The organism is Cohnella caldifontis (assembly GCF_029360585.1).
Taxonomy (GTDB): domain Bacteria; phylum Bacillota; class Bacilli; order Paenibacillales; family Paenibacillaceae; genus Cohnella; species Cohnella caldifontis.
Window position 1 is genome coordinate 160,565 of the sequence record NZ_JAQZSJ010000006.1, and the last position, 15,820, is coordinate 176,384.

14 protein-coding genes are annotated in these 15,820 nt (G+C 60.4%); 5 read left to right on the forward strand and 9 right to left on the reverse strand.

Annotated elements, in window-relative coordinates; translation table 11 throughout:
* Nucleotides 1-3: 3 nt before the first annotated feature.
* The 4 genes from PTZ19_RS11400 to PTZ19_RS11415 all read right to left on the reverse strand — a co-directional run bounded on the left by PTZ19_RS11400 (nucleotide 4) and on the right by PTZ19_RS11415 (nucleotide 5,489).
* Nucleotides 4-855 (reverse strand): ABC transporter permease, encoded by an 852-nt coding sequence (locus tag PTZ19_RS11400; RefSeq protein WP_276354528.1) that lies wholly within the window; start codon nucleotides 853-855, stop codon nucleotides 4-6.
* A complete protein-coding gene (locus PTZ19_RS11405) occupies nucleotides 822-1,943 on the reverse strand; it encodes an ABC transporter substrate-binding protein (RefSeq protein ID WP_422614994.1) in 1,122 nt (373 codons plus the stop codon). Before PTZ19_RS11405 ends, PTZ19_RS11400 begins: the two co-directional genes overlap by 34 nt.
* Nucleotides 1,944-2,231: 288 nt before the next feature.
* Nucleotides 2,232-4,424 carry an alpha-galactosidase gene (locus PTZ19_RS11410; protein ID WP_276354530.1) on the reverse strand — a complete coding sequence of 731 codons (2,193 nt, stop codon included), beginning with the start codon at nucleotides 4,422-4,424 and terminating at the stop codon, nucleotides 2,232-2,234.
* 12 nt (nucleotides 4,425-4,436) lie between these two features.
* The gene (locus PTZ19_RS11415; RefSeq protein ID WP_276354531.1) at nucleotides 4,437-5,489 is read right to left on the reverse strand and encodes a LacI family DNA-binding transcriptional regulator; all 1,053 of its coding nucleotides are present in this window, start codon (nucleotides 5,487-5,489) and stop codon (nucleotides 4,437-4,439) included.
* A gap of 272 nt (nucleotides 5,490-5,761) precedes the next feature.
* On the opposite strand from PTZ19_RS11415, the gene PTZ19_RS11420 reads away from it, so the two are divergent.
* Nucleotides 5,762-6,247 carry a C40 family peptidase gene (locus PTZ19_RS11420; protein WP_276354532.1) on the forward strand — a complete coding sequence of 162 codons (486 nt, stop codon included), beginning with the start codon at nucleotides 5,762-5,764 and terminating at the stop codon, nucleotides 6,245-6,247.
* Nucleotides 6,248-6,368: 121 nt separating this feature from the next.
* Here the strand turns inward: PTZ19_RS11420 and PTZ19_RS11425 are convergent, their stop codons facing one another.
* The 3 genes from PTZ19_RS11425 to PTZ19_RS11435 all read right to left on the reverse strand — a co-directional run bounded on the left by PTZ19_RS11425 (nucleotide 6,369) and on the right by PTZ19_RS11435 (nucleotide 8,470).
* Complete coding sequence (locus PTZ19_RS11425; protein WP_276354534.1) at nucleotides 6,369-6,866, reverse strand: hypothetical protein; 498 nt, start codon at nucleotides 6,864-6,866, stop codon at nucleotides 6,369-6,371.
* Nucleotides 6,838-7,326: a hypothetical protein gene (locus PTZ19_RS11430; protein WP_276354536.1), complete on the reverse strand. Its 489-nt coding sequence runs from the start codon at nucleotides 7,324-7,326 to the stop codon at nucleotides 6,838-6,840. The genes PTZ19_RS11425 and PTZ19_RS11430 overlap by 29 nt, the downstream gene beginning before the upstream one ends.
* Before the next feature lie 115 nt (nucleotides 7,327-7,441).
* Entirely contained in the window at nucleotides 7,442-8,470 is a 1,029-nt protein-coding gene (locus PTZ19_RS11435; protein WP_276354538.1) for a zinc-dependent alcohol dehydrogenase family protein, read from the reverse strand.
* A gap of 231 nt (nucleotides 8,471-8,701) precedes the next feature.
* Here PTZ19_RS11435 and PTZ19_RS11440 point away from each other — a divergent pair, with 231 nt between their 5' ends.
* From PTZ19_RS11440 to PTZ19_RS11455, 4 genes are read left to right on the forward strand one after another with little or no spacing between them, the layout of a single operon-like run.
* A complete protein-coding gene (locus PTZ19_RS11440) occupies nucleotides 8,702-9,550 on the forward strand; it encodes a class I fructose-bisphosphate aldolase (RefSeq protein ID WP_276354539.1) in 849 nt (282 codons plus the stop codon).
* Entirely contained in the window at nucleotides 9,547-10,695 is a 1,149-nt protein-coding gene (locus tag PTZ19_RS11445) for a Gfo/Idh/MocA family protein (RefSeq protein ID WP_276354540.1), read from the forward strand. The genes PTZ19_RS11440 and PTZ19_RS11445 overlap by 4 nt, the downstream gene beginning before the upstream one ends.
* Before the next feature lie 2 nt (nucleotides 10,696-10,697).
* Nucleotides 10,698-11,921, forward strand: a complete 1,224-nt coding sequence (locus PTZ19_RS11450; RefSeq protein WP_276354542.1) for a carbohydrate kinase family protein — start codon at nucleotides 10,698-10,700, stop codon at nucleotides 11,919-11,921.
* The gene (locus PTZ19_RS11455; protein ID WP_276354543.1) at nucleotides 11,914-12,672 is read left to right on the forward strand and encodes a DeoR/GlpR family DNA-binding transcription regulator; all 759 of its coding nucleotides are present in this window, start codon (nucleotides 11,914-11,916) and stop codon (nucleotides 12,670-12,672) included. Before PTZ19_RS11450 ends, PTZ19_RS11455 begins: the two co-directional genes overlap by 8 nt.
* On the opposite strand, the gene PTZ19_RS11460 is transcribed toward PTZ19_RS11455, so the two are convergent.
* Together PTZ19_RS11460 and PTZ19_RS11465 are read right to left on the reverse strand one after the other, a co-directional pair.
* A complete protein-coding gene (locus PTZ19_RS11460) occupies nucleotides 12,669-13,667 on the reverse strand; it encodes a zinc-dependent alcohol dehydrogenase family protein (protein ID WP_276354544.1) in 999 nt (332 codons plus the stop codon). The genes PTZ19_RS11455 and PTZ19_RS11460 overlap by 4 nt on opposite strands.
* 24 nt (nucleotides 13,668-13,691) lie before the next feature.
* Entirely contained in the window at nucleotides 13,692-15,809 is a 2,118-nt protein-coding gene (locus tag PTZ19_RS11465) for a BglG family transcription antiterminator (protein ID WP_276354546.1), read from the reverse strand.
* Between the last annotated feature and the right edge of the window lie 11 nt (nucleotides 15,810-15,820).

Here is a 15,820-nt window from a genome sequence, read left to right on the forward strand (position 1 = left end):
CGCTCACAACCCCTTCCTTGCCAATCGAAGCATTCGTTCATTGATCCAAAGCGCGATCGTGAGGATGACGAATAGGATCACGGCTAGCGAGCTGGCCATTTCCATTCTCGGGAACACTTCCCCGGACACCATGCTGCCGATCTGGATCGGAAGCAGGTTGTAATTCGACGTGACCAGCGCATAGGCCGTCGCATAAGCCCCCATGGCGTTGGCGAACAGCACGCTGAACGTCCCGACGATGCCCGGCAGCAGCACCGGCACGCCGATCCGTTGCCAGAATTGCGCGGCGCTCGCCCCCAGAAGCGAGGCGGCTTCCTTCCACTCTTGCCGAATCGCGTACAGGGACGGGTAAATCATCAGAATGCCGACCGGGATTTGAAAGTACGCGTACACCAAGGCAAGACCCTTCCAGGTATACAGGTCGAAAGCGAGAAAAGGCAGGCCGAGGCGCTTGAACAACACCGTCAGCAAGCCGTTCGTTCCGAACAGGACCATAAAGCCGAAGGCCAGCGGCACTCCCGAGAAATTGGACATCATGTTGGAGATGCTGAGCATCCGGTCCCGCGCCTTCGCGGAGAACGTCGTGAACGAATAGGCGGCGAATACGGAAAGCACGATCCCGACGAAAGCCGAGAACAGCGACAGAAGGACGCTGTTCCGGATGGCCGTCGTATAGAGAGGATGCGTGAGCCCTTTCGCGTACTGGCCAAGGGTAAACCCTTGGCCGCCTTCGTTCCGGAAGCTGGAGATCAGCATCATGATGGCCGGAAGCAGAAGGAACGCGAACAGCCAGAGAAAGAACGGAACGAGCAGCAGGAGCGTTACTGTACGCTGACTTGAACCTCTTCCTGCCATTTGGCGCCAATCCCCTTTACGGTGTTCTCCCATGCTTTGAAATCATGGATCGGCTTTGCGTTCGCGTATTGGTCCTGCGGAATCAGCTTCGCTTGCACGTCATCCGGCAGCTTCACGCTGGTACGGATCGGGCGGGCGTAGCCTTTGGCCAGGTTGATCTGGCCTTCGTCGCTGAAAATATAGGCTCTGGCGAGCTTGGCGGCATTCGGGTGCGGCGCCCATTTGTTGATGATGCTGGCGTAACCGCTGATCACGGTGCCCTCGGACGGAATGTTGACTTCGTACTTGTCCTTGCCGAATTGGTCCCGGTAGCCCAGCGCGTTGAAGTCCCACAGCATGGCGACCGCGACTTCGCCCTTCTCGATGTTGGCCGGCGTCACGTCGACTTTGCTGAGCAAGCCTTTTTCGGCCAGCTTCTTGAAGTAGTCGACGCCCGGCTGGATATTGGTTTCGTCGCCGCCGTGCGCGAGGGCAGCGGCCAGAATGGCGTGCTGCGCCTGCGAAGCTTTCAGGACGTCGCCGACGGAAATTTTGTACGATCCGTCCGCGTTCTCCAGGTCGGACCAGCTCTTCGGGCACGACTTCACCAAATCTTTATTGCAGAAGAAGCTGATGCTGCCCGTGTAAGCAACCATCCAGTGGCCGTCCTTGTCCTTGGCCCAGTCCGGCACTTCGTCCCAATACTGCGTTTTAAACGGCTGGGTCACGCCTTTCTCGACGGCCTGCGGTCCGAACGCGATTCCGACGTCGCCGATGTCCGCGGTCGGCTTGTTTTTCTCGGCGTCGAACTTGGCGATTTCCTCGGCGCTGCTCATGTCCGTGTCCGTGTGTTTCACCTGGTACTTATCGTTCAGTTGATCCCAAGTATCTTTCCAGTTGGCCCACGTATCCGGCATCCCTACGCTGACGACTTCCCCTTCTTGCTGCGCCAGCGGAACGAGCTCTTCGATCGTAAGCGCCGCGCTCGCCTCGGCGGCATCGTCACCGCCGTCCTTCGACTTGCCGCATGCGGATAACGCGACAGCCAGTACCGCCGTCAATCCGAAATAAAGCCACCTTTTCCCACTGCTGGTTTTCAACCTGTTCATCCTCCTCTAAGCTTGAACCTTTCTATATCCATCCCGCCGGCTTGCCGGGTCTGGAATCGTTCTTCGCGGTCCGACGTTCTGTTGATTCGTGAGGGGGAAAACGAGAACCTGGCAAACAACAAAGATTAAGGACCCGTTTTCGTGTGTTTTTTCGTGGTTTTCGTAGGGTTTGTGGTTTCATTTTGGACGATGTTTGTCACGCCTGTTCAAAAAAAACCGTCTTTCTTTGTAAAAAAAGAAAAACCGTCAGGGAAACAATCGTTCCCTGACGGTGGAGCTATTGCCGTATTACTCCGCCTGCAGCCTAAGCACGACGCTGGCGAAGTCCCCTTGCAGCGGGGGGATGTTCCACCCGTAAACCATCAGCCGGTCTCCGGCGATCCGGTCGTCCGAGCCGTTCACCCGGTACGCCAGCTCGGGATCCAGCCCCCGCAGCTTCAACCGGCGCAGCGGCGGGTTCGGCTCGGCCAGCGTCCGGAAGTAAAATACCGCGGCTTCCCGCCGATCCTCCGACACGAACGTCCACGCGGTTTCGTTCCCCTCGAAGGGGCTTTTCAGCCGGTACATGTCCCCTGTCTGGATGAGTCCCCGCAATTCTTTATAGGCCGCGACCTGTTGCTTGACGATCTCTTTCTCCTCCCCGGAGAACTTCGTGAGATCCAGCTCGTAGCCGAAGTTTCCCGACATCGCGACATCCCCCCGCATCGTCAGCGAAGTGACGCGGTGCACCTGATGGTTCGGCACGTCCGAGACGTGCGCGCCCATGGCGCTGACCGGGTACACGATGCTGGTGCCGTACTGGATTTTCAGGCGCTCGACCGCGTCGGTGTCGTCGCTCGTCCAGGTCTGGGGCATGTAGTACAGCATGCCGGGATCGAAGCGGCCTCCGCCGCCGGAGCAGCTCTCGAACAAAATATGGGGAAAAGACGACGTGATCCGCTCCAGCAATTCGTACAAGCCCAGCATGTACCGGTGCGCCGTCTCGAGCTGGCGGTCTTCCGGCAGCGCCGCGGAACCGATCTCGGACATGTTGCGGTTCATGTCCCACTTGACGTAGGAGATCGGGCAGGCGGAGAAAATCTCGCTCAGCGCGCCATAGAGATAATCCCGCACGTCCTGCCGCGACATGTCCAGAATGAGCTGGTGCCGGGCTTCCGTGCGCCGGCGTCCGGGCACGTGCAGGCACCAGTCGGGGTGCGCCCGGTACAGGTCGCTGTCCGGCGAGACCATTTCCGGCTCGAACCACAAGCCGAATTGCAGGCCCGCCTTGTTCACCCGCTCCGCGAGGTCGCGTAGCCCATTCGGCAGCTTCTTGCGGTCCACGACCCAATCCCCGAGCGAGCTGTGATCGTTGTCGCGCTTCCCGAACCAGCCGTCGTCGAGCACGAACAGCTCGATGCCGAGCTCGGCGCCGGCTTTGGCGATCGATTCGATTTTGTCCGCGTTGAAATCGAAATAGGTGGCTTCCCAGTTGTTCGCGAGAATCGGGCGGGGCCGGTCGCGATGGACGCCCCGGCACAATCTCGTCCGGTACAGCCGGTGGTAAGTCCGGGACATGCCGCCCAGTCCTTCCGCGGAGTAGACGAGCACCGCTTCGGGCGTCTGGAACGTCTCTCCGGCTTCCAGCTTCCAAGAGAAATCGAACGGATTCAGGCCGATCGACACCCGCGTCATGCCGAACTGCTCGACCTCGGCTTGCGCCAGGAAGTTGCCGCTGTATACGAGGCTGAAGCCGAAGGCTTCCCCTTGGTCCTCGTCCGCGTTCGGGCGGACCAGCGCCATGAAAGGATTCATCGTATGGCTGCTGGCGCCGCGGCGGCTTTCGATACGCGTTGCCCCGGGAGCGACTCTTCTTCTCTCGATGTGGCGTTCACGGGCCCAAGCCCCGGTTAAGTACAAGCATTCGTAGTCGCCGTCATGGAAATCCACGCTGGCGCTCAGCGCGCGCCGAATCCGCAGCCCCGGCGCTCCCTCGCGCAGCGAAAGCCGCGCGGACCGCGTGACGAAGTTCCGTTCTTCGAAAACGGTATAAAGCAAAGTGACCGTAAGACCGCTGTAATCGTCCGCCAGCTCGAGCTCCAGCGTCTGCGCTTCCCCGTCCGCTTCCGCGTAGACAGCCGGCAGGCCTTCCAGCTTCGGCTTGCCGGCATAGATGCGGTGGCTCCGGTACGACAGCTCCGTGATCCGGGTTCCGTCGGACAGTTGAACCTGGTAGGCCGGCTCCCGGAAATCGCTCGTTCCGTACTGCGGATACTCCTGCGGCAGCGTATCGAGGGAAACGCGGTAGTCGTCCGCGACCGGATTCGGGCTGAACGAAGCGCGTTCCGCCAGCTGGAGCATCCCGCTCCAATTCCCGTCGTCCCGCAGCCGTTTGCCCCAATGGAGGTGAACCGGGTAGCCCCGGACGATCTGGATGACGTAGCTCATTTCTTTGGAGAACAAGTGAAATACGTTCTCGGACGGATGATGCGTAATGGACATGTTTCGACTCTCCTATTCCGTTTCGTTTTCGCGGTTTTCAATAACCGCGTTGCTGCTTTCCCGGACGATGAGCTTCGTGCCCACGACGACCTTCTGCGGCGTCTCGCGGCCTTCGAACCGATCCGCCAGCAAGCCGACCGCCGCCCGGCCGATTTCCTCCGGGTACGCTTTGACGGTGGACAAGGGCGGGGTGACGAATGCCGATACCTCGATATCGTCGAAGCCGACGACGGCCATCTCGTCCGGCACCCGAACCCCTCTCTCGCGCAATGCCCGCAGCGCCCCGATCGCCATGGGATCGCTGCTGACGAAGCAGGCGGTCGGCCGATCCGGCAAATCCAGCATTCGCCGCATGGCCTCGTAACCGCTCGCCGACGTCCAATCGGCGGTTTGGATGTGTTCCGGCCGGTACAGGCCTCTTTCCTTCAGTCCCCGTTCGAAAGACGAGAGCCGGGCGTCCGGAACCGCCCCCGCCTGTCTGGTGCCGTCGAGCCGGCACACATGGTCGATGCCCGCGATCATGCCGATTCGGCGGTGGCCCATCGCGACCAGATGGTCCAGCACGTCCTCCGCGGCCTGGCGGAAATCGATCTGAACCGCATCGTGCTTCCGGATGTCCAGCAGGTTGTTCACCAGCACCAACTGCGTCCGGGGTGAAAGCGCGCCTTCCAGTTCTTGCTCCTCGAACGTGCCGGCGGCGATCAAGCCGTCCAAGGACGGCAGCCGCAAAGGCTCGTACGGATTCAAGCGGTACACGTCCGGCAGCCCGAAGCCGAGCTCCAGCGCCCGCTTGTCGATTCCCCGGCGGAACGCAGTGAAATACGGATCCGCCTGCTCGTCGTCCAGCGACACGGCCAGCAACACCGCGATCTCCTTCCGGGAGGCGTCCGCCCGCGATTTCAACCGGTGCAGGCGCTTGGGCTGATAACGCAGCCGGCGGGCCGTCCGGAACACGCGCTCCCTCGTCTCCTCGCCGACCGACAATGTCGGATCGTGATTCAGCACCCGGGACACGGTCGCGATGGATAACCCGGTTTCGCGGGCGATGTCTTTGATGGTGGTCATGTTTCCCCCTCTAACGCGAGTAAAAAGGAGTTAATGTTTTACTAAAATCGATTATAACACGAAATCGGTCCGCCGCGAATCGGAAGTCGGCATGTTCATGAGGAAGGTTGTTCCAAATGTGAGAAGTTTCTCATCCTTTTTTCATACAGACAAAAAAAGCCCGTCGCGACGGGCTTCGGCTTCTCCATGGAAAAATATAGTGAACCGCGGCTGTGGTAAAGTGGGAAACGTGAACAAACCGCTGACCAGATGAAAGATGGAGGGTATCGACAGTGTGGAAAAAACATCTCATCCGTAAAGCAATCAGCGTCGGCATTTGCGCGATCGTCGGTCTGGCCGCTCTCGGCTTCGGCAACGTCACCGGCGCGAGCGCAGCGTCCCAGGCCTCGAAAGCGGACAAAGTGATCGCCACCGGCAAGAAGTATCTGGGCGTCAAGTACCGATTCGGCGCTCCGGCAGGCGTTACATACGCATTCGACTGCTCCTCGTTCACCCAGTACATTTTCAAAAAGATCGGCGTCAGCCTTCCCCGAACTTCCGCTTCCCAAGCCACCAAAGGCGTGAAGGTCAGCAAAAGCAATCTGAAGAAAGGCGACCTCGTCTTCTTCAAAACGTCGGGCAAGTCCAGCATCAGCCATGTCGCCGTTTACGCCGGCAGCGGCAAGCTGCTTCACGCCTCGGGCACGGCCGTGAAAATTTCCAGCCTGAACTCCTCCTACTGGAAATCGCATTACGCCACGGCGCGCCGCGTCCTGTAAATCGCCGGCCGCGGTTCTTTCCAAGAAGCGATCCTAGGCAGCCTTCACCAGGCTTCCGGGGTCGCTTCTTTCTTCGTTGCCTATATAGACGGAGGACCCTGCGGCAAGGTTGCAAACCGGATCAACGGATTTTTTCCGAAGCGCCGACGTATTTGAAAAAAACCAGCGTAATGGTCTGAATATAAAGGTAAACGGCAAAAGAAATCAGGGTACGATAGCCATGCTTGTAATGAAAAACGTCGAATCGGTGGCATATCCATTCGAAACCTACGGCCGCCGCCGACCATAACAATACGTAGATCAAGTTGGCCGCTCCCTTGACCTTGAGCAGCGAATGGAAATAGAGAAAAAAGTATCCGAACGGAGCATACAGGACATAGGCCGCGTAATCCATCAAGCTGGCCACGGGACCGTCCATGATGTCGTAATAATCGAAAGTCCGATAACCGAAGGAATTATCCAGCACGCTCGCGGCGGCCACGCTGAAAATCATGGACAGGCAAACGTCCTGCCGGGAATGCCGCCTCGGCAGGAGCCATGCGAGGCCGATCAAGACCAGACCGGCAACGAGAACGAACCAATCGTTGCGGTCAAACGCGCGTTCGACCACCCATTTCATCGCTTTCGGCACGCTCCTTTCCCAACCTTCTGAAGCCGGAGAGGGCCGCGACGCCCGTACCTGCCAATAAAGCGTAGTACACGGCCGCGTAGAATGGATTCCATTGTTCCGGTACGATAATGCGCAAGGCCGAGTGGACTCCGTCCGTCGCCGCCAAAACCAGAACGCCTGCAGCCAAGTAACCCCACTTGCGGAGCCGGCCGCCGCTTAAGGCCATGGACGCCGACAGTACGGCGGGCACGATGATCGACCGATAGAGCAAAAAAGCCGCAAACCGATCCGTTCTTCCGGAAACGGACATCCATCGGAACAAGTCGATCATGAAGTTGTAAACGTGCGTGTTTACGATCATGAAAAACAACAGCGAAAAGGCGAAATCCTTCCGGGAGATCCGCTGACCGGCGGCAAGCGCGATCCCGATCGCGGCCCATGTTGCGGCAAGGCTATATGTCATCACCATGGAAATCGACCACCCGGCAGTTGATGCCACCATTATTGCCGCAAAACCTCCGCCTTAAAATACGGGAAGCTCCCGCCCTCCCAATAGGGGGACGGGAGCTTCCGCGCGGCACTCGTCAGAACTCCGCGACGTCGATGACGACTTTGATGTGGCCTTTACCCGATTCGACCTGTTCGATCGCTTTCGGGAATTCGTCCAGCTTGAACCGGTGCGTGACGAGCCGGTCCGTCCGGACGACGCCGCCGCGGATATAGGCGATCGCGCGGTCGAAGCAGTGCGTTTGCGCGAACGAGCCGATGATTTTCAATTCTTTCTGGAACACTTCGTAAGGACTGATCGAAACCCGGTCCTTCGCCGCGGCGACGCCGTAGATGACCAGTTTGGCGCCCATTTTGGCGAATTGGGGCATGTGCTGGATCACGGCTTCCGCGCCCGTGGCGTCGATGACGACGTCGAAGCCTCTCGGGTGATTCTCCCGGATCGCCCGCTCATGCTTGGAATAGTCATGGCGATCCATCCGGTGAACTTCGTCCGCCGCCAGTTCTTGAACCAACGAGAGCTTGCGCTCGTCCGACGCGACGACGACGAGCTTGGACGCTCCCGCATGCTTAAGCAGTTGCGCAAGGATGAGGCCGGTCGGTCCCGTCCCGAACATGAGCACTTCATCGCCGGGCTTCACGTCGATCATGTCCAAGCCATGCACCGCGCAGGCGGTCGGCTCGACCATGACGCCTTGATCGTACGTGAGGTCGCCGAGCGGGAACACCTTATCGTGATTAACCGCGACATACTCCGCGAATCCGCCCGGGCGGTTCACGCCGAGGGAATTGAAGTTCTCGCAATAAAGCGGCTGATTGCGCCGGCAGTAGTAACAATGTCCGCACAGCTCGGTATTGTCCGCGCAGACCCGATCGCCTGCCTTCAAGCCGGTCACGTCTTTGCCGACGGCCGCCACCTCGCCGACGAACTCGTGGCCGGGAATGAGCGGGAACTTCGCCAAAAACTCTCCGTGGTACAAATGAATATCCGTGCGGCATACGCCGCAGGACCGTACTTTCAAAAGCACCTGGTTGTCCTTGATCTGCGGATCCGGAACCTCCGTTACGGAGATGTCCTGCGGTCGGTTCAGGCAAACGGCTTTCATGAATAAAACCTCCTTAAGGGATGAATGCGCAGCGTGCCGTACGACAAACCGGATCGTCCTCCATGCGGGCCGTCCTTTCGGTACGCTGCGCGGTTATGTTCGATTATAACAAATATTATCGCAAATTTTGTTAGAATATAAAATTAAAATTGATTTACTACGATATTTTTGTATAATAAATGTTGTGTTCGAAATAAAAAATGTTATAAACGAAAAAGGAGCTGTCCCCACATGGCCAACCGACCTTATCGCATGAACCGGATGTTCAGCAGCAAGGGCAAATGCTTCGATGTCGCCATCGATCACGGGTTCTTCAACGAGTTTTCGTTCCTTCAAGGAATCGAAAACATGCAGCAAGCGGTCGAAACGATCGTCGAAGCGGGTCCCGACTGCATCCAATTGAGCGTCGGGCAGGCGCGTTTCCTGCAGTCGATCCCGGGCAAGCAGAAGCCGGGGCTCGTGCTGCGCGCCGACGCGGCCAACGTCTATGGAACCGAACTGCCTCGTTACCTGTTCAGCGAGACGATCAGCCGGACGATCGAGCAGGCGGTCCGCCTGGACGCCGTCGCCGTCTGCATCAACCTGCTGCTGCTGCCGAACCAGCCGGAGCTTCACCACCAATGCGTCCGCAACATCGCGGAGCTGAAGCGGGAATCGGAGAAATACGGGATGACGCTGATGGTCGAGCCCCTGGTCATGCTGCCGAACGAAGTGAAAGGCGGCTACATGGTGGACGGGGACATCCGGAAAATCATGCCGCTCGTCCGCCAAGCCGTCGAGCTGGGCGCCGACGTCATCAAAGCGGATCCCACCGACGACGTCTCCGAATACCATCGCGTCATCGAAGTCGCGTCGGGCGTGCCCGTGCTCGTACGCGGCGGCGGCAGAGCCAGCGACGAAGAGCTGGTGAACCGCACCGTCTTGCTCATGAACCAGGGCGCCGCCGGCATCGTCTACGGCCGCAACGTCGTGCAGCACCCGAATCCTTCCGCCATGACCCGCGCCTTGATGGCCATCGTCCACGACGGGGCGCCCGCGGAAACCGCCCTCTCCATCCTGAAGGGAGCGTCGGCGAGATGAGCGGACGAATCATCCGTTTCGGCGTCATCGGCTGCGGCCTGATGGGCAGGGAATTCGCGAGCGCGGCCGCGCGTTGGTGCCACCTGACCGGCGTCGATTTCGAGCCGCGGATCACGGCGGTATGCGACGCCAATCCGGAGGCTGCCCGCTGGTTCGTCGACCGCTTGCCGACCGTGGAGCACGCCTATACCGACTATAAGGAGCTGCTGGCCGACGATAACGTGGACGCCGTGTACTGCGCGGTTCCCCATCATCTCCACGAAGGCCTGTACGTCGATATCATCCGCGCCGGCAAGCATCTGCTCGGCGAAAAGCCGTTCGGCATCGACCGCAAGGCGAACGTTGCCATCCAGGACGCCATCCGGGCGAATCCCGGCGTGCTGGTCCGCAGCTCGTCGGAATTCCCCTTCTTTCCGGGAGCCCAGCAGATCGTGCGGTGGGTGAACGAGGAACGTTTCGGGCGCATCATCGAAGTGAACGCCGGGTTCTGGCATTCCAGCGACCTGGACCCGAACAAGCCGATCAACTGGAAACGCCGTCTCGCTTCCAATGGGGAATACGGGTGCATGGGCGACCTGGGCCTGCACGTGCTCCATCTGCCGCTGCGCTTCGGCTGGAAGCCGCTCAACGTGCGGGCGCTGCTGTCCAAGATCGTGCCCGAAAGGCCGGACGGCAAGGGCGGCATGGCCGCCTGCGAAACTTGGGACAACGCCAGCCTGGCTTGCGAGGCGGCCGCGGGATCGCAGCGGTTTCCGATGCACCTGTCGATGAAACGGATTGCCCCCGGGCACGCCAACACGTGGTTCATCCGCATCGAAGGCACGAAGTTCTCCGCGGAATTCTCGACGAAAAACCCGAAGCAGGTGCTTTACATGCCTTACGAGCCCGGCGGGGAACAAGCCTGGCGCGCCGTGGACGTCCCCTGCCGTTCCGCTTACGAGACGATCACGGGCGGCATTTTCGAATTCGGATTCTCCGATTCCATCCTGCAAATGTGGGCCGCCTTCTGCGACGAGATCGCGGGCAACGAGCCCGCGTTCCGCTGCGCGACGCCGGACGAAGCCGAAGGCAGCCACCGGCTGTTCACCGCCGCGCTGGAGTCGCAGCGGACGGGCGGAACGGCCGCGGTGGAATGGGAGGAATGACGATGGTTCACCTCGCGGCGGAAGCCGTCGTCGCCGGGCATATATGTCTCGACGTGATTCCGGCCATCGAAGAGAAAAAGCAAGGTTTGGGCGCCTTTCTCACCCCGGGCAAGCTCATTTCGGTCGGCCCCGCGCGGACGTCGACCGGCGGAGCGGTCCCCAACACCGGCCTGGCGCTTCGCCGCCTGGGACTGCGGACGAGGCTGGTCGGCAAAATCGGGCGGGATCTGTTCGGCGACGAGATCCTGCACGCGCTGCGCGGATACGGCAGCGAAACGATCGCGGACATGGTCGTTTCGCCGGAGGAGCACACCTCCTACACCCTGGTGATCAATCCGCCGAACGTAGACCGGATCTTTTTGCATTGCACGGGCGCCAATGATACATTTACAGCAGACGATATCCGCCCGGAGGCGCTCAGCGGCGCCCGCCTGTTCCATTTCGGCTATCCCCCGCTCATGAAGCGGATGTACGAAGAGGAGGGGGCCGAGCTGGCCCGCCTCCTCTCCGGAGTCAAGCGGCAGGGTCTGACGGTGACGCTGGACATGGCCCGTCCCGATCCCGAAACCCCGGCCGGCCGGGCCGACTGGCGCCGGATTCTGGCCGCGGCGCTGCCCAGCGTCGACCTTTTCTTTCCGAGCTTCGAAGAAATCCTCTACATGCTTCGTCCGGAAACCTACCGACAATGGGCCCGAACGCTAGGCTCCGAGGATTTGCTGCCGCTTGCGGACGGCTCCCTGCTCTCCGAACTGGCGGACGAGCTTTTGAACATGGGCGCGGCCGCCGTCGCCATCAAACTCGGCGAACACGGCCTGTACCTGCGCACCACCGCCGACCCGGCCCGGCTCGCGGCCATGGGCGCGGCCTCTCCCGTTGGCGAGCAGGCCGGCAATTGGCTGGGACGCGAGCTGCTGGCGCCCTGCTTCCAAGTCGAGGCGGCCGGCACGACCGGCGCCGGCGACGCGACGATCGCCGGATTCCTCGCGGCGATGCTGAGAGGATCGACGGTCGAGGACGCGTTGCTCTGCGCGGTCGGCACGGGAGCGTGCAGCGTCGAAGAGAAGGATGCCGTCGGCGGCATTCCGTCCTGGGACCGGCTCATGACCCGAATCGGCGCGGGCTGGGCCCAGCGGGCAACGGTCATGCGCTTGCCCGGCTGGCAATACGATGAACGGAACCGCCTGTGGAGTTCCGTCGGAAAGGCAGGCCCATCCCCTCATGACTGAAGGATTGAACGCAAGGCAGCAACGGATTCTCGATCGCTTGCAGATCGAACGCGAAGTCAAAATCGCCGAACTGAAGGAAATGTTCGGCGTCACGGAGATGACGCTCCGCCGCGATCTGGAAAAGCTGGAGGCGGCGGGCAACATCCGCCGCACGTTCGGCGGCGCCATCTTCGTGGGGCGGGACGTCGCCCTGCAGGAACGGTTCGGCATCATGACGGAAGCCAAGCTGCAAATCGGCAAAAAAGCCGCCGGGCTGATCCAGCCCGGCGAATCCGTCTACCTCGACGCGGGGACGACGACGCTGCAAGTCGCCCGCTATTTGCCCCCGGCCTTTCCCGTCACCGTCGTCACGAACGCCGTCAACATCGCCGCCGAGCTGATGGGCAAGCAAATCCCGACGATCGTGACGGGCGGGGTTCTGGTCGAACAGACGGCGGCCCTCACGGGGCCGATCACCGAAAAGTCGCTGTCCGGAATGGCGTTCGACCGGGCATTCCTGGGCGCCACCGGAGTCCATCGCGCGCACGGCTTCAGCAACTCCAACATGCTGGAGGCCGAAATCAAGAAACTGGCGATCAAGCAATCGAAGGAAACGAATATCGTGATGGACGGCTCCAAGTTCGGCGCCCAGGTTTTGTTTTCCTTCGCCGGCCTAAGCGACGCGAGCCGGATCGTCACCGACCGGCTGCCGGACGATGAACTGCTGACCGCCTGCCGGGAGGCCGGCGTCGAGCTGCTGACGGCCCCTTAACCGACCCGGATCTGGACCTTGAACAAGTCCGGGTCTTTCGGCTGGGCCAGGAATTCCGCGGCTTCCTCCAGCGTGATCGCCTTGGAGATCAGCGGCTTCAGCTGGATTCTTCCTTCTTTCACCCAGTGGTAAGCCGGCAGGAACGTATGGTTGATCGCCATCGATCCGATCAACGTCCAATCCCGGTGGTACAGCTTAAACGGATTGATCCGGATTTCCGCCTGCTGCGGCGTCACCCCGAACTGCAAATATTTCCCGGTCGGGCCCAAAAAGTCGAATTCCTTCTCGATTACCGCCGGAATGCCCGTGACGTCGATGACGACGTCGAATCCGCGGGGGAAGTCCTCTTTCCGAAGCTCCCCGCTGAGCACTCCCCGAGTCGCCCCCAAACGGAGCGCTAGGTCCAGCTTGCTGCGCGACACGTCCACGACGACCAGCTCCGAAGCGCCGACGCGGGAAATCGCCTGCACGAGCTGCTGGCCCATCGCTCCCGCGCCGAACAGGATGACCCGGTCGCCGAACTTCAGCTCCAGTCGGTTCATCCCGTGCACGACGCAGGCTACGGGCTCGATGAACGCCGCTTCCTCGAAGCTCATCGAATCGGGAATTTTGACGACATTTCCTACAGGCACCCGGACAAATTCGGCCATGCTGCCGTCTACGGTATTGCCCAATGCCCCCCAGTTCAAGCAATGATTGCCCCGGTTCGTCAGGCAATATTCGCATTTCCCGCAGAAGATGGAAGGATCCGCCGTCACGCGGTCCCCCGGCGCGAATGCCGTGACGCCCTCCCCGACTTGATCGATGACGCCCGAAAACTCGTGCCCCGGAATGATCGGATACGGGGAAATGAATTCACCTTCGAAAATGTGGAAATCCGTGCCGCAGATGCCGACGTTTTTCACGCGGATCGTCACTTCTCCCGGTCCGGGCTGCGGATAGGGAACTTCCTTGACGACGGCGCGGTGCGGCGCTTCGATGACTAAAGCTTTCATTGCACGATCACCCTCTCTTGGAGTTCAGGTTCTCAGGGATTGTCCCGCCAAGCGGATGTACCCTTTTTTCAAAATCAACTGCAGATGCTCCTCGATTTCCCGGCCGCTTCCTTCCGTGAGAATCCGGGTCGTCGACTCTTCGACGAGCGCCATGCTGATTTCGCTGACCAATTCGAAATTTTCCTTGGGCGCGCCGGTCGGACCGAGCAGCGTCAGCACCGTGCGGACGGGCGGCCGGCGGTTCCCCGTCTGCCAATGGACTTCCTCCTCTAGACGGAACAAGGATACGGCCATCTCCCCGATGCCTTCGCTGCGGCAGTGCAGCATCGCGATCCGCTCCTCTTCCAGCAGCAACGGCCCCAGTTCTTCCCGTTTCAGCAAATCTGCTTGAAGCAAACCCACGTCCCGAACGTCGAATTTATCCGCGACGAACGCCATGATCCGCTCGATCAGGTCCATCTTGCCGTCCGCGCGGAAGCCGATGGCGACCTCGATGTTGCGGAGCAGCCCGGCCAGCGCTTTGCCGTATTGGCCGACTTTGTCCACGGTCTGCTCGATCGTCAGGCGGTCCTCCTTCGGCGCCCGGTCGGCCTTCTTGAGCTGCGAGAGCTTCTCGTTCAGGCCGGCGGCTTCCTCGTCGGTCAGGAACGGGCTGACCACGGCCGCGTCGACCGAATCGAGATGGACGGGCAAAGTAGAAACCACCAAATCCACGGGCGGGTGTTCCCGGAGCCAATCTTCCAGGTGGAACAGCGAAACCGTATCGACCACCTGCAGGCGCGGAAGCTTGATCTTGATTTGCGCCTGCAGCAGCCGCGAGGTCCCGATGCCGCTGGAGCAGACGAGCAGGACGCGGTACCTCTCCTCGCCGGACTCCTTCTTGTTGAGCATCGCCGTGCCGAAGTGCATGGCCAAATAGCCGATTTCTTCCTCCGGTATCGGTTTGCCCAGCTGCTGCTCCAGATAACGGGAAGCCCTGCGGGTCGCTTCGAAAATGTCGGGGTAGTCGTCCTTGACTTGCTGAAGCAGCGGATTGCGCACCGCCATGCCGAGCTCGATCCGCTTCACGGCGGAGGACAAGTGGGTGGTCAAATTGGCGGCCAGCATGTCGTCGCTGCTGAGCTCGAGCTTCAGTTCCTGCTCCATGATCGAGATCATCCGGCTCGCGTATTGCTGAATCAGGGTATAGTCGAAATCTTCGCCCATCACGTGATTGGAGCGCGCCCCCAGGATATGCATCGTGATATACCCGACTTCGCTTTCGGGGATGTCCAGTCCCAGCTTCGCGCTGAGGACGGCCGCCAGCTCGCGGGCCGCGCCGAACTCCTTCGTGCGCTTCAGCCGCTCGAGAATGTCCCCCTCGATCGTGATTTCTTCCCGGTTTTTCAACCGCTGCGAGGCAAGCGCCAAGTGGACCACGAACCCGACGTAGGCATTGTCGGCCATCTTGAAGCCCCGGTTCTGCTCCATTTCCTGAATGACCTGCTCGATTTTGAACAGCCACTGCGGGTCGATGAAATTGAGCAGGCGATGACGGATGGAAGCCCTCAGCTTATCCCGGCCCCGGTTCGCGTGTTCGTACAGGAATTCCATCAGCTGCTCTTGGGTGACGTTCTCGTACAGCAAATCCGCCAAGGCGGCCCGGATGCTTTTCTCGGTTCCGTCGATGTACACGCCGATGCCGGGTTTGCGTTGCAGCCGGATGCCGTATTTTTCGAACCAGGTCTCGGTTTTCTGCAAGTCGCTCGCGACGGTTGACTCCGAGACGTTCAGTTCCTTGCCGAAAACGTACAGCTTCCGGGGTTCCTTGCTGGACAGAAGCATCTGCTTGATGATGGACTGCCGCTCTTCCGCCGAATAGAGCTGCTGCATGGAGCGGTCGTGCGCCAATTGATCGGAGAGCGCCTTCAGCGAGGCCGCGTCCCCCTGGAGCTTCATCCCCAGGCCGAGCTTCTTGTCGAAGCGGATCCCGAATCGCGCCAGGTAAGGATCGAGTTCGGACAATTCGCGCTGAAGGGTGCGCAGGCTGACGCCCAATTGATCCGCGAGCGGATTCAATTGCGCGTAACCGCCGGATTCCAGATAGTAGAGCAGGATTTGCTGCTGCCGCGTATTCAGCTTGATCTTCATCTTGTTCTCCATCCCCGATCCAT

Coding starts and splice junctions, on each gene's coding strand:
- PTZ19_RS11410 (WP_276354530.1), bottom strand. CDS start 4,424: ATGTCCATTACGCATCATCCGTCCGAGAACGTATTTCACTTGTTCTCC.
- PTZ19_RS11435 (WP_276354538.1), bottom strand. CDS start 8,470: ATGAAAGCCGTTTGCCTGAACCGACCGCAGGACATCTCCGTAACGGAG.
- PTZ19_RS11405 (WP_422614994.1), bottom strand. CDS start 1,943: ATGAACAGGTTGAAAACCAGCAGTGGGAAAAGGTGGCTTTATTTCGGA.
- PTZ19_RS11440 (WP_276354539.1), top strand. CDS start 8,702: ATGGCCAACCGACCTTATCGCATGAACCGGATGTTCAGCAGCAAGGGC.
- PTZ19_RS11445 (WP_276354540.1), top strand. CDS start 9,547: ATGAGCGGACGAATCATCCGTTTCGGCGTCATCGGCTGCGGCCTGATG.
- PTZ19_RS11455 (WP_276354543.1), top strand. CDS start 11,914: ATGACTGAAGGATTGAACGCAAGGCAGCAACGGATTCTCGATCGCTTG.
- PTZ19_RS11465 (WP_276354546.1), bottom strand. CDS start 15,809: ATGGAGAACAAGATGAAGATCAAGCTGAATACGCGGCAGCAGCAAATC.
- PTZ19_RS11460 (WP_276354544.1), bottom strand. CDS start 13,667: ATGAAAGCTTTAGTCATCGAAGCGCCGCACCGCGCCGTCGTCAAGGAA.
- PTZ19_RS11430 (WP_276354536.1), bottom strand. CDS start 7,326: ATGGTGATGACATATAGCCTTGCCGCAACATGGGCCGCGATCGGGATC.
- PTZ19_RS11400 (WP_276354528.1), bottom strand. CDS start 855: ATGGCAGGAAGAGGTTCAAGTCAGCGTACAGTAACGCTCCTGCTGCTC.
- PTZ19_RS11450 (WP_276354542.1), top strand. CDS start 10,698: ATGGTTCACCTCGCGGCGGAAGCCGTCGTCGCCGGGCATATATGTCTC.
- PTZ19_RS11415 (WP_276354531.1), bottom strand. CDS start 5,489: ATGACCACCATCAAAGACATCGCCCGCGAAACCGGGTTATCCATCGCG.
- PTZ19_RS11425 (WP_276354534.1), bottom strand. CDS start 6,866: ATGAAATGGGTGGTCGAACGCGCGTTTGACCGCAACGATTGGTTCGTT.